Annotated in this window: 11 protein-coding genes; 2 read left to right on the top strand and 9 right to left on the bottom strand. The window is 67.0% G+C overall.

Going from position 1 to position 12,615, the window contains the following annotated elements; genetic code table 11:
• The 9 genes from VFK57_23410 to tgt all read right to left on the bottom strand — a co-directional run.
• A partial coding sequence (locus VFK57_23410) for a hypothetical protein (protein ID HET7698684.1) occupies positions 1–287 on the bottom strand: 287 nt, incomplete at its 3' end.
• A 51-nt stretch (positions 288–338) separates the two neighbouring features.
• Positions 339–1,058: a TonB family protein gene (locus VFK57_23405; protein ID HET7698683.1), complete on the bottom strand. Its 720-nt coding sequence runs from the start codon at positions 1,056–1,058 to the stop codon at positions 339–341.
• A 172-nt stretch (positions 1,059–1,230) separates the two neighbouring features.
• Positions 1,231–3,774: a sodium-translocating pyrophosphatase gene (locus VFK57_23400; GenBank protein ID HET7698682.1), complete on the bottom strand. Its 2,544-nt coding sequence runs from the start codon at positions 3,772–3,774 to the stop codon at positions 1,231–1,233.
• 49 nt (positions 3,775–3,823) lie between these two features.
• On the bottom strand, positions 3,824–4,453 hold the full coding sequence (locus tag VFK57_23395; protein ID HET7698681.1) for a DUF502 domain-containing protein: 630 nt from the start codon (positions 4,451–4,453) through the stop codon (positions 3,824–3,826).
• Between the two features lie 2 nt (positions 4,454–4,455).
• Complete coding sequence (locus VFK57_23390) at positions 4,456–5,256, bottom strand: undecaprenyl-diphosphate phosphatase (protein ID HET7698680.1); 801 nt, start codon at positions 5,254–5,256, stop codon at positions 4,456–4,458.
• A 140-nt stretch (positions 5,257–5,396) separates the two neighbouring features.
• Positions 5,397–6,398 (bottom strand): protein translocase subunit SecF, encoded by a 1,002-nt coding sequence (gene secF, locus VFK57_23385; GenBank protein HET7698679.1) that lies wholly within the window; start codon positions 6,396–6,398, stop codon positions 5,397–5,399.
• 7 nt (positions 6,399–6,405) lie between these two features.
• On the bottom strand, positions 6,406–7,992 hold the full coding sequence (gene secD / locus VFK57_23380; protein HET7698678.1) for a protein translocase subunit SecD: 1,587 nt from the start codon (positions 7,990–7,992) through the stop codon (positions 6,406–6,408).
• 13 nt (positions 7,993–8,005) lie between these two features.
• Entirely contained in the window at positions 8,006–8,314 is a 309-nt protein-coding gene (yajC, locus tag VFK57_23375; protein ID HET7698677.1) for a preprotein translocase subunit YajC, read from the bottom strand.
• A 14-nt stretch (positions 8,315–8,328) separates the two neighbouring features.
• Entirely contained in the window at positions 8,329–9,504 is a 1,176-nt protein-coding gene (tgt, locus tag VFK57_23370) for a tRNA guanosine(34) transglycosylase Tgt (protein ID HET7698676.1), read from the bottom strand.
• Positions 9,505–9,572: 68 nt separating this feature from the next.
• Here tgt and VFK57_23365 point away from each other — a divergent pair, with 68 nt between their 5' ends.
• Together VFK57_23365 and VFK57_23360 are read left to right on the top strand one after the other, a co-directional pair.
• Entirely contained in the window at positions 9,573–10,733 is a 1,161-nt protein-coding gene (locus VFK57_23365; protein HET7698675.1) for a D-alanine--D-alanine ligase family protein, read from the top strand.
• Between the two features lie 53 nt (positions 10,734–10,786).
• Positions 10,787–12,313: a tetratricopeptide repeat protein gene (locus VFK57_23360; GenBank protein ID HET7698674.1), complete on the top strand. Its 1,527-nt coding sequence runs from the start codon at positions 10,787–10,789 to the stop codon at positions 12,311–12,313.
• Positions 12,314–12,615 lie beyond the last annotated feature (302 nt).

Here is a 12,615-nt window from a genome sequence, read left to right as displayed (position 1 = left end):
GCTTCCTGCTGGAACTGGTATTCCTGCAGCCCGGCGAGCACGACCTTGGCGAGGTGGCTGTAGCGGTAGTTCTTCGAGGACGAAATCGCGATCGCGTCCTTCAGACGGCCGTCCTTCAGGTGCTTCGCCACCTGTGGCGCGTAGAGCTTCGACTGCTTGCGCGCCTGCGTGAACGTGTAGATGCGCTCGATGGCCACGCCAAACGAGATCATCGACATGATCACCAGAATAACGCCGATCCCCTTGGCGATCGGCCCCATCGCTTCCCACATCTCAATGAAATTCATCAGCCCCGATCCTTTGTAAGAAGGAAAGCCTCCGGTGGAATTACCTCTGCCCTACTGCAGCGTGAAGTTCACCGTGACGGTCATGATGACCGGCACCGGCACGCCGTTGAGCAGCGTGGGGGTGAACTGCCACTGCCACACCGCGTCGAGCGCCGCCTGGTCGAGCAGCGGAATCGAGCGGAGAACCTTCGCGTCCTTGACCCGTCCGTCGGGGCCGATGGTCGCTTCGATGATGACGACCCCCTGCACGCGCGCCGATTGCGCGATCGGAGGATAGACCGGCTTGACGTCCTTGGTCTTCGTCGGGGTCTTGATGTTGCCGCCGACGCGCACCGGCGCGCTCGGGGGGGGCGGCGGCGGAGGCGCAGTGGGCAGCCCGCCGACGACGCCGCCGACGACGCCGCCCGGGACGCCGCCCTCGACACCGCCGGGCACGCCTTCACCGACGCTCGGCACCGACACTTCCGGCTTGATTTCCTTCGGCGCCTCGATCGGCGCGGCATTGGGGTTGACCGTCACCGGCTGCACCTTGGGCTGCGCGGCCGCGGGTGCGGGTGGCGGCGGCGGCGGCGGCGGCGGAGGCGGCGGGGCCGCCACGAACGCCATCATGGACGGGGGGGTCGGCAGCACATCCGTCGCCATCAACGGAATGATGATGATCGCCCCGAAGATGACGATGTGCGCCAGCACCGAGAGCGGGACCGTATACCACTTCTGCGATCCGAGCTTGATCGTCGGATCCACGACGTCGCCGAACATGTCACGCGGCACGGCTACCCCTCCTCACCCTCAGCAAGCGGCGCAAGACCGCGAATTATAGTCAGTAGCAAAAACGGGTGTCAACGAACCTCTTGGAACTCTTAGACACCGTTTTCTCGTATATGGCTGACCATTTTCGACACCAGCCATGCGTATTTCAGATATGTGCCATGCCGGCCGGGCGTCAGGCCCCGGTGCGGATACGCATCCCGTAAAACGACCGGAAAACGAAGAATGCCGAACCCGCCAGGAACAGCGCCGAAAGGACGTGGCTGAGGCCCGTCCCGTAGTCCCGCCCCAGCTGCACCCCCAGTTCGACGGCGAGGAGGCCGAACAGCGTGGTGAACTTGATGACCGGGTTGAGCGCCACCGACGAGGTGTCCTTGAACGGGTCGCCGACCGTATCGCCGACTACCGTCGCGGCATGCAGCGGCGTGCCCTTCTGCTTCAGCTCCACCTCGACGATCTTCTTGGCGTTGTCCCACGCGCCGCCGGCGTTGGCCATGAAGATCGCCTGGTAGAGGCCGAACAGCGCGATGGAAATCAGGTAGCCGATGAAGAAGTACGGCTCGAGAAAGGCAAACCCGAGCGTGCCGAAGAACACCGCGAGGAAGATGTTGAACATCCCCTTCTGCGCGTACTGCGTGCAGATCTCGACCACCTTCTTCGAGTCCGTCACCGACGCCTTCTCGATCCCGTCCAGCCGGATGTTCGCCTTGATGAACTCGACCGCCCGGTAAGCGCCGGTCGTCACCGCCTGGGTCGACGCGCCGGTGAACCAGTAGATCATCGCCCCGCCGGTGATCAGACCGAGCAGGAACGGCGGGTGCAGGATCGAGAGGTACTGCAGGAACTGCGGCTGCAGCCGCTGGGTGAGCACGACGATGATCGAGAAGATCATCGTCGTCGCGCCGACCACCGCGGTGCCGATCAGCACCGGCTTGGCGGTCGCCTTGAAGGTGTTGCCGGCGCCGTCGTTCTCCTCGAGCAGGTGCTTGGCGCGCTCGAAGTTCACGTCGAAGCCGTAGTCCTTCTTGAGCTCCGCCTTGATGTTGGGCAGCGTCTCGATCACCGAGAGCTCGAACACCGACTGCGCGTTGTCCGTCACCGGCCCGTACGAGTCGACCGCGATCGTCACCGGCCCCATGCCGAGAAAGCCGAACGCCACCAGGCCGAAGGCGAAGACCGCCGGCGCGATCATCAGCGGCGACGCCGGGTCGCCGCCGAGTCCCTGGGTGCTGACGCCGTACGCGATCGCCATCAGCCCGACGATGCTCATCCCGAGCCAGTAGGCGCTGAAGTTCCCCGCGACGAAGCCGGACAGGATGTTCAGCGACGCGCCGCCTTCGCGCGACGAGATCACCACTTCCTTCACGTGAGCGGACTCGGTGGAGGTGAAGACCTTGACGAACTCGGGAATGATCGCCCCGGCCAGCGTGCCGCAGGTGATGATCGTCGACAGCTTCCACCACAGCGAGCTGTCGCCGCCGACCACCGGGATGAGCAGGTAGGACACCACGTAGGTGATCGCCACCGAGACGATCGAGGTCAGCCACACCAGACGGGTCAGCGGCGCCTCGAAGTTCATCTTCTGCGCGCTGCCGTATTGCGCCCTGGAAATCGATTCGTTCAGCAGGTAGGAGACGCCGCTGGCGATGATCATCATCACCCGCATCACGAAGATCCAGACCAGCAGCTGCACCTGCACCGCCGGACTGGTGACGGCGAGGAGGATGAACGAGATCAGCGCCACGCCGGTGACGCCGTAGGTCTCGAAGCCGTCGGCGCTCGGGCCCACCGAGTCGCCGGCGTTGTCGCCGGTGCAGTCGGCGATGACGCCGGGGTTGCGCGCGTCGTCTTCCTTGATGTTGAAGACGATCTTCATCAGATCGGAGCCGATGTCGGCGATCTTGGTGAAGATGCCGCCGGCGATGCGGAGCGCCGCCGCGCCGAGCGATTCGCCGATGGCGAAACCGATGAAGCAGGAGCCGGCGTAGTCCCCCGGGATGAACAGCAGGATGCAGAGCATGATCAGCAGCTCGACGCTGATGAGCAGCATCCCGATGCTCATCCCCGCCTGCAGCGGAATGGCATAGATCGGATACGGCATGCCGCGGAGCCCGGCGAATGCCGCCCGCGAGTTCGCGAACGTGTTGACGCGGATGCCGAACCAGGCGACGCCGTAGCTGCCGGCGATGCCGATCAGACTGAAGAGCAGGATGACCGCGACCTTGAACGGCGGGAATCCGTGCGTCTCCGCGCCGGTGACCGGATCGACCGTCGCGGCGAGGCGGCCGAAATAGAACAGCATGATGACGCCGATGAACAGCTCGAGCAGCAGGATGAACTTCCCCTGCGTGATCAGGTAGGTCTTGCAGGTCTCGTAGATCAGCTCCGAGACCTCGAGCATCGAGCGGTGCACCGGCATGTTCTTCAGCCGGACGAAGATGATCATGCCGAACGCCAGGCCGGCGACGCAGACGAGAAGGCCGGCCATCAGCAGCGTCCGACCGTTGATCCCCTGGAACGACTCGGTGCTGAGATCCGGCAGCACCAGGTTGGCTTCGCCGCCGCCGCTCGGAACCGGCGCCTGCGCCGCCGGCGCCCCCCCCGGGGCCGGCGCCTGCGCGTGCGCGTCGGCGATCGCCATCGGGGTCATCAACAGCGCGGCGAGCAGGGCGAGGGTGCGGAGCTGGACGGAGAACGCTCGGTCGGATCTGATGGTCATATGTGTTGAAGTGTCGGAAGCAGTCAAAACACCGGATTATACCTATTAATCACACCCGGAAATCTCCGACCCGGTCGTCCCCCCGCCGGGCGCGGATCCGCCCCGCGAGCGCCATCCCGCCGGTCAGGAAAATGCGGATGCCCTGCTCGACGGTGATGTCCGGGTACGACGCGCTGTCGCGCGGGCAGATGACGATGTCGCCCAGGTAGAGGTGGTTGGTCGGCACGTAGACCGCGATCAGCGCCTCGGGCCCCTGGCCGCGGTCGATGGTGAACTCCTTCGTCAGGAAGCCGAGCAGCAGCCCCCGCGCCGAGTCCTCGATCAGCACGACGCGCTTGAATCCGTATTCGTTGTCCGGCGAAAACGCGACCACGAGCTGCTTCACCGGCGCGTAGACGCTGCGGAACAGCGGCACGTGCAGCAGCAGCCACTCGGCGCGCTGCAGCAGCCGCTTCCCCACCACGTTGGTCGCGATCGCGCCGACCACGAGCAGCGCCACCGCCGTCGTCGCGATGCCGAGCCCGGGCGGGATCAGCTCCGGGCCGAGCAGCTTGATGTAGAGCGGACCGACCAGGCCGTCGACCAGGCGGAACAGCCACAGGATCGCCGCCACCGTGATGAACAGCGGGACGGTGACGAAGAACCCCGCGATGAAACTGCGCCGCAGCCACTGGAACACGGTCAGCGCAGCCCCATGAACAGCGCCGCGAGGATGAGGGCTCCCGCGGCGATGCGATACCAGGCGAACGGCACGAAGCCGACCCGCCGGACGACCGTCAGGAACGGACGGACGACGATCGCCGCGGCAATGAACGCGAACACGAATCCGATGGCGATCTCCTCGGCGCGCTCCACGTTCAGGTGCTGACGCGCCTCGAGCAGATCGTGCGCGAAGGCGGCCATCATCGTCGGCATGGCGAGAAAGAAGGAGAACTCCGCGGCGGCGGCGCGATCGAGCCCCAGCACCATCGCGCCGACGATGGTGGCGCCCGATCGGGAGACGCCGGGAATCAGCGCCAGCACCTGGCACGCGCCGATGCCCAGTGCGCGCATCAGCGGCGTGTGCTCGGCGTTCATGATCGCGGGGGCGGGACGCAGGCGCTCCACGGCCAGCATGACGATCCCGCCGGCGATGAACGACACGGCGATGACCGCCGGGCTCTCGTAGAGAACGCTCTTGACGAAGCCGGCAAACAGCAGCCCGGCGACGACCGCCGGGAGAAAGGCGACGACGATCATCAGCGCGAAGTGTTGCGCGTCGCGATCGGACGGCAGGTTCGTCAGTACGTGCACGAGCTTCGCGCGATAGAGCCACATCACCGCGAGGATCGAGCCGAGCTGGATCATCACGGTGAACACGCCGCCGGGATCGTCGAACCGGAGCAGCCGCGCGCCGAGCAGCAGGTGCGCCGTGGACGACACCGGAAGAAACTCAGTCAGCCCCTGGACGATGCCCAGCAGCGCTGCCGCGAACCAATTCATCTCACGTTCCGACCCGGGCGCCGCTCGCGTGTGGTCCCGGCGCGTCCGCGCCGCTGACCGGATCCGGCGACGTCACGCCGCAGCCGGCGCTGCCTGCCGTCGAGGGCGGAGGCCGACGGGAGCGCAGTCCCTCCGGACACTCACGATGCGCGGCGCTTGGTGGACTTCTTCGCCGGCGCGACCGGCGCGACCGGGGCCGCCGGAGCGGCCTTGCGGTGGGACCTTCTCTGCCACAGCAGGACGATCGCCGCGGCGATGAACACGCTCGAATAGGTGCCGGTGATGATCCCGACGATCATGGTGAAGGCGAACCCCTTCAGCACTTCGCCGCCGAAGAAATAGAGCGCGGTGACCGCCAGCAGCGTCGAGCCGCCGGTGATCACGGTGCGGTCCATCATCTGGTTCACCGCCGTGTTGATCACCGTCGCGAGGTCGTCGCGGCGCATCGAGCGCATGTTCTCGCGCACCCGGTCGAAGATGACGATGGTGTCGTTCATCGAATAGCCGGTGATGGTCAGCAGCGCCGCGACGACGTTGAGACTCATCTCGTACTGGAACACGGCGAGGAACACCAGCGTGATCAGCAGGTCGTGGATCGTCGCGATGACCGCGCCCACGGCGAAGCTGATCCGGAACCGCAGCGCGATGTAGACCAGGATCCCGGCCAGCGCGAACACGGTGGCGAGAATGCCGCGGCGGGTCAGCTCGCGGCCGACCGTCGGGCCGACGATCTCCGTGCCCGAGAGGCAGTTGGACGGCTTCTGCGGCGAGCAGGTGCCGGCGATCGGGCCGAGGCCGGCGCTGTTCAGCGAGGCAACCACCGCCTCGGCCTGCGCGCTGAGGGAGGCGCCCGCTTCCGCGCCCGCCGACGGCACGCGGATCATCACTTCCCGCGATGTATCCGGACCGTAGGTCTGGACGATTGCGTTGGCGCCGTCCGGCAGCGCCGTCCGGATGCGGTCGAGATTCGGCACCTGATCGAACTTCACGATCACGATCGTGCCGCCCGAGAACTCGACCCCCTTCGGGATGCCGTTCTTCCAGATGTACACGCCGCCGGCGAGGATGATCACCCACGACAGCACCAGCGCGTGCCAGGTCCAGCGAACGAAGTCGTAATTGGGATTCTTGAAAATTCTCATGACGGTCCTAGATGCTGATCGACGGCGTCTTGCGCCGCGAGAGCTCGAGCTCGAAGAGGGTCTTCGACACGAAGATCGACGTGAAGAGATTGACGAAGAGCCCGATCGACAGCGTCGTGGCGAACCCGCGGATCGGTCCGGTGCCGAACTGGAAGAGGAACGCGGCGGCGATCAGCGACGCGACGTGGGTGTCGAGCAGCGTCAGGAAGACGCGGCTGAAGCCGGCGTTGATCGAGGCGCGCACGCCGCGCTGCGCCTCGAGCTCCTCCTTGATGCGCTCGAAGATGAGCACGTTCGAGTCGACGCCCATGCCCATCGTGAGCACGAAGCCGGCGATCCCCGGCAGCGTCATCGTCGCGCCGAAGTACGCCATCAGCCCGAGCAGGATGACGAGGTTGAAGACCAGCGCGATCACCGCGTTGACCCCGGCGAGCTTGTAGTACCAGACGATGAAGATCAGGATGAGGAGCAGGCCGACCGCGGACGAGATCACGCCGGCGCGCACCGAGTCCGCGCCGAGGCTGGGCCCGACGACCCGCTCCTCGAGGTAGGTCAGCGAGGCGGGCAGCGCGCCGGAGCGCAGCGTGAGCGCGAGGTCGTTCGCGCTCTCGGAGGTGAAGCCGCCGGAGATGCGGCCCGAATCGGTGATCCGCCCTTCGAGCCGCGGCGCCGAGATGACGCGGTTGTCGAGGATGATCGCGAGATAGCGTCCGAGGTTCTCGCCCGAGAGCTTGCCGAAATTCACCGCTCCCTGCGATTTCAGCTCGAACAGGACCGCCGGCTGGTTGTTCTCGTCGAGCCCCGGCCTGGCGACGCGCAGATCCTGCCCGGTGACCGTCGCGATCTTCTTGACCACGTAGAACTGACCCGACTCGGCGCCGGAGCCGGGAAGCATTTCCATGTCGCCGGGCAGCGTGCCGTTGTACTGCTTCAGCAGATCCTCTTTCGAGGCCGGTCCCGCTTCGACCAGCCGGAATTCGAGGATCGCGGTGGAGCGGATGATCTCCTTGGCGCGGGCGACGTCGGTCAGGCCCGGCATCTGGACCAGGAGCCGCTCGCCGCTCGACTGGCGCGCGATGCTCGGTTCGGTGACGCCCAGCGCGTTGACCCGCCGATCGATCGTCTGCATCGCCTGCTCGACGGCGTCGTTGCGCAGGGTCCGCTCGGCGCTCTGCCTCATCCGGAACTCGTAGGCACCGCCGGCGAGCGGGTTGCGATCGTAGTTCTCGCCGGCGATCTCGTCGGCCGAGGCGCGGAACTGCGAGTCGTTGGCCTGCGGCACGCCTTCGACGCGGAACGTCGTCGGGGAGGTCACGCTGATGTTCAGATCGGGAGCGCCCGCCGCCTTCATTGCGTCGCGCAGCCGCTCGCTCACCGAGGTCGTGGTGATCTTCAGCGCGTCGTCGGTGTTGACGCGCATCTCGAGGTGCACGCCGCCCTTGAGGTCGAGACCCAGCTTCAACATCTTGGCCTCGACCCAGCCCGGCAGCGGCAGATGGTAGCGCTGCGCGACGAGCGGATAGACGCCGAGTCCGCCGAAGACGACGAGGACCGCGAAGATGGTGAGGAGCTTCCAGCGAAGGTTCTTGTACATAGGTAAAACTGCCTTACGCGTTGTCCGGAGCGACGACCGGATCCTGACCCTGATAGCCGCCGACCGCGGCGCGGGCGATCTCGATCCGCACCTTGTCGGCAATCTGGACTTGAACGGACTTGTCGTTCACCTTGGTGATCTGGCCGTAGATCCCGCTGGTGGTCACGATCTTGTCCCCGACCTTGAGCGCCCCCTGGAACTCCTGGATCTTCTTCTGCCGCCGCCTCATGGGCAGAAGGATCAGGAAATAGAAGATTGCCAGGATGAGGGCGAACGGCAGAAACTGCCACAACCCTCCCGGGCTCTGGCCCGGAGCCGCCATCGCTATTAAATATGTCATCGTCGGGAGAAGGTTTGCTGAAACTCCTGGCGGAGTTTTCCAAACGAACCGAAACCGATAGCATCCCTGATGCGGCGCATTAAGTCAAGGTAGAACCACAGGTTATGGACCGTCAGCAGGGTCGCGGCGGTCATTTCTTGGGCCATGTAGAGGTGCCGCAGATATGCCCGGCTGAAGGTCCGGCAGGTGTAGCAGCCGCAGTCCGGGTCCGGCGGGGCCTGATCCTCGGCGTATCGGGCGTTCTTGATGACGAGCACGCCGCGGCTGGTGAGGAGCTGGCCGTTGCGCGCGTTGCGGGTAGGCAGCACGCAGTCGAACATGTCGACGCCGCGCGCGACGCACTCGACCAGGTCGTCCGGCAGCCCGGTGCCCATCAGATAACGCGGCCGATCGGCGGGCAGCAGCGGCGCGGTGTGGCCGACCACGTCGTACATGACCTCCACCGGCTCACCGACGCTGAGCCCCCCGATGGCGTAAGCCTCGAAGCCGACCTCGACCGTCGCCTGCACGCTTTCGGTGCGAAGGGAGAGATCGGTCCCTCCCTGGATGATCCCGAACTGTGCCTGGGCCGGATTGGTGACGATCACCTCCGGCGCGGATCGCGGATCGTGACGCAGCCGGAGCAGCCGTTCGCGGGCGCGCCGCGCCCACCGGACGGAGCGCTCCATCGCGCTTCGACCCTCGCTCCTCGACCCTCGAACCTCGCTCCTCGAACCTCGCTCCTCGGACCCGATCAGCTCGTCGAGCACCATCGCAATATCCGACCCGAGCTGTGCCTGGATGTCGGTCGCTTTCTCCGGCGTCAGCGCGCACAACGCTCCGTCCAGGTGCGATCGGAACTCGACGCCGTCTTCACTCACCTTGCGGCGCGCCGACAGGCTGAACACTTGATAGCCGCCGCTGTCGGTGAGAATCGGCCGATCCCAGCCGATGAACCGGTGCAGCCCTCCGGCCCGCGCGATGAGATCGTCGCCGGGACGCAGGTGCAGGTGGTAGGTGTTGCCGAGGATGATCTGCGCGCCGACGTCCTCGAGATCCCGATGCGTGATCGCCTTCACGGCGCCGCGCGTGCCCACGGGCATGAACGCCGGCGTGTCGACGGCCCCATGAGGCGTCTCGAGCACGCCCCGCCGCGCGTGCCCTTCCCGATGCGTGATCTCGAACGCGATCATCGATCTTCTGTTTTCCGCCTGCCGTCTTCGGTCTTCCGCCGTGTCATCGGTACTGTATCCTGACAGCCGTGAAACGGTTGCGCGTAGGCGTGTTGTACGGCGGACGCTCCGGCGAGCACGAGGTATCGCTGGCGTCTGCGGCGTCGGTGTTCGCACACCTCGACCGAACGCGATACGAGCCGGTCCCGATCCGGATCGAGAAGGACGGGCGCTGGGCGCTGGCCGACAAGCCGCCGGCGACCATGGTCGCCGGGGAGGTGATCGAGCAGGCCCGCCTCGAGGCGGCGCGGCCGGCGCGGGAGGGACGCGAGGTCCACTTCGTGGCTCGGCCCAGCGGCGAGACGATCCTCTCGATCGATCGCTCGGGCGGCCGCGACGCGGAGGTGCCGTCCGCGATCGTGACCGGACTCTCGCTCGACGTCATCTTCCCGATGCTGCACGGCCCGTACGGGGAAGACGGCACGATCCAGGGTCTTCTCGAGCTGGCGAACATTCCCTACGTGGGGGCGGGGGTCCTGGCGTCAGCCGTGGGGATGGACAAAGGCATGATGAAGGTCGCGTTTGCCGGACGCGGCCTCCCTCTCTGCCCGTACCGCGTCGTCCTCCGCTACGAGTGGGAGGAGGATCGCGCGGGCCTCGGCGCGGAGCTGGAGCGCGCGCTGGGCTATCCAATGTTCGTGAAACCGGCGAACCTCGGATCGAGCGTCGGGATCTCGAAAGCGAAGGACGCGCAGGAGCTGGACGCCGCGATGACGCTGGCGGGCAGCTTCGACCGCAAGATCGTCATCGAAGCCGCGGTGCCCGACGCGCGCGAGATCGAGTGCGCCGTGCTGGGGAACGACCATCCCGAAGCGTCCGTGCCCGGTGAGATCATTCCCTCGCGCGAGTTCTACGACTACGAGTCGAAGTATCTGGACGAGGGATCGCGCTCGGTGATTCCCGCGGATCTGCCGCCGGATGTCACCCGCCGCGTGCAGCGGCTCTCGATCGAAGCGTTCAAGGCCATCGACGGCGCGGGCATGTCGCGCGTGGACTTCCTGCTGTCGCGCGCCGACAACGGGCTGTTCCTGAACGAGGTGAACACCATCCCCGGCTTCACCACGATCAGCATGTTCGCCAAGCTGTGGGCCGCCTCCGGGGTCGACTACGCGGCGCTGCTCGACCGGCTGATCGCGCTCGCGCTCCAGCGCCACGCCGAAAAGCAGCAGCTTCGCACCAGCGTCACATGAGGCTCGCACCGGTGCGGGTGCCGGTGCGGGTGCGAAGTGCCGGGCGCCGGGGCATGGCTGCCTGGTGCGCGGTGCTCGGGGCGTGGTGGGTGCTGACGGCACGGCCGGTCTCGGCGGCGCCGCTGACAGGCCTGGCCGGACTGGTCCGCGTCTACGACGCGATTCTCGACGCGCGGTTCGACGAGGTCGCCGGCGAGTTGAAGCGCGCGTGCGGCCCGGCGCCCGCGGAAGCGTGCGACGTGCTCGCCGCCACCGCCACCTGGTGGCGCATCCTGCTCGACCCGCACAGCCGCGCGCTGGACGCCCAGTTCAGTGCCGAGGTGGAACGCGCGATCGAGTCGACCGAGGCCTGGACCGAGCGCGAACCGACGAGCGCGGAAGCGCATTTCTACGCCGGCGGCGCCTACGCGGCCCGCGTGCAGTGGCGGGTGCTGCGCGATGAGAAGGTCGCCGCCGCGCGCGACGGCAAGCGAATCAAACAGGCGCTCGAGCGCGCGATCGCCCTCGATCCGCAGCTCGACGACGCGTATTTCGGCATCGGGCTGTATCAGTACTACGCCGACGTCGCCCCCGCGGCGGCCAAGATCCTCCGCTTCCTGCTGCTCCTGCCCGGCGGCGACAAGACCGAGGGACTGGCGCAGATGCGGCGGGCGCGAACGCAGGGCAAGCTGCTCCAGGGGGAGGCGGATTATCAGCTGCACGTCCTCTACCTCTGGTACGAAAAGCGCGCCGACCTCGCCGCGGAGCTGCTCGAGTCGCTGGCGGATCGCTATCCGGGCAACCCGCTGTTCCGCGCGCAGCTCGCGGACGTGCAGGATCGCTACGAGCACGACATCACCGCGAGCCTGGCGACCTGGCGCGGTCTGCTCGCCGCGGCGCGCGACGGCCGGGTGAACGAACCGGAGGTCGCCGCGACGCTGGCGCGGCTGGGCATCGCGCGTCAGCTCGAGGCGATGCACCAGACCGACCAGGCGCTCGAGCATCTGCGGCCGATCCTCGCGGACAAGCCGCCGCGTCCCTCAGGCGCGGTCGCGGCCGCCTACCTCGCGCTCGGCGAAGCGGAAGACCGCCTCGGCCACCGCGACGCGGCGCTCGCCGCCTACAGCCTGGCGGTGCAGAGCGCGCCGTCGCCCGACCCGGACGCGATCCGCCGCCGGGCGTCGGATCGGACGCGCCGCGCGCCCGACGCGCGGCGCGCCGAAGCGTACCGGCTGTCGCTCGAGGGCTGGCGCCGTCTGGAGAAATCGGATGTGGCCGGAGCGGAGTCCCTGCTGCTTCGCAGCCTCACGCTCCATCCCGCCGATCCGGTCGCGCGCTACCGCTACGCCCGCGCGCTGCTCGCGGCAAAAGACGACGAGCGCGCGCTCGCCGAGCTGGACGTCGCGATCCGCGGCGCGCGCGACGCGCCGGGGCCGATCGCCGCCGCCGCTCACTACGAAGCGGCGCGCATTCACGAGCGGCTCGGGCACACCGAGCAGGCGATCGCCGGCTATCGCGCCGCGCGCGCGTGGTTCGGCGGCGGCGCCGACACGCGCAGCGCCGCGTCGCGCGCGCTGAACCGGCTGCGCGCGGTGAAGTAGTCGCGCGCGATCGCCGCCGCTCGCTACAGTTCCGTCGCACCGCAACCGAAACTGTTTGCAGGATCGCGATTTTTTGACATTCACACCCACTTTGTGCTTGACAGTGCGAAGTTCTCATCCATAATCTACATCTTGTATGAGGGTGGATCGCTCAGCCCACCTGTTGTAACCCCTGGTCACCGGTAACAGCTGAGACTGCCAACGTTCCAAGGAGGAACAAATGGCGAAGAAGAGCGCAAAGGGCGGCAAGAAAAAGGGCGGGAAGAAGCGCTAAGCGCCGCCGACCGGTCTGGGGGTGTGAG

Source organism: Vicinamibacterales bacterium (assembly GCA_035699745.1).
GTDB lineage: Bacteria > Acidobacteriota > Vicinamibacteria > Vicinamibacterales > 2-12-FULL-66-21 > JAICSD01.
Note: the sequence above shows the minus strand (reverse complement) of the source record. Positions and strands in the feature narration are given on the sequence as shown.

Coding starts and splice junctions, on each gene's coding strand:
- VFK57_23400 (HET7698682.1), bottom strand. CDS start 3,774: ATGACCATCAGATCCGACCGAGCGTTCTCCGTCCAGCTCCGCACCCTC.
- VFK57_23390 (HET7698680.1), bottom strand. CDS start 5,256: ATGAATTGGTTCGCGGCAGCGCTGCTGGGCATCGTCCAGGGGCTGACT.
- secF (HET7698679.1), bottom strand. CDS start 6,398: ATGAGAATTTTCAAGAATCCCAATTACGACTTCGTTCGCTGGACCTGG.
- secD (HET7698678.1), bottom strand. CDS start 7,992: ATGTACAAGAACCTTCGCTGGAAGCTCCTCACCATCTTCGCGGTCCTC.
- yajC (HET7698677.1), bottom strand. CDS start 8,314: ATGGCGGCTCCGGGCCAGAGCCCGGGAGGGTTGTGGCAGTTTCTGCCG.
- tgt (HET7698676.1), bottom strand. CDS start 9,504: ATGATCGCGTTCGAGATCACGCATCGGGAAGGGCACGCGCGGCGGGGC.
- VFK57_23360 (HET7698674.1), top strand. CDS start 10,787: ATGGCTGCCTGGTGCGCGGTGCTCGGGGCGTGGTGGGTGCTGACGGCA.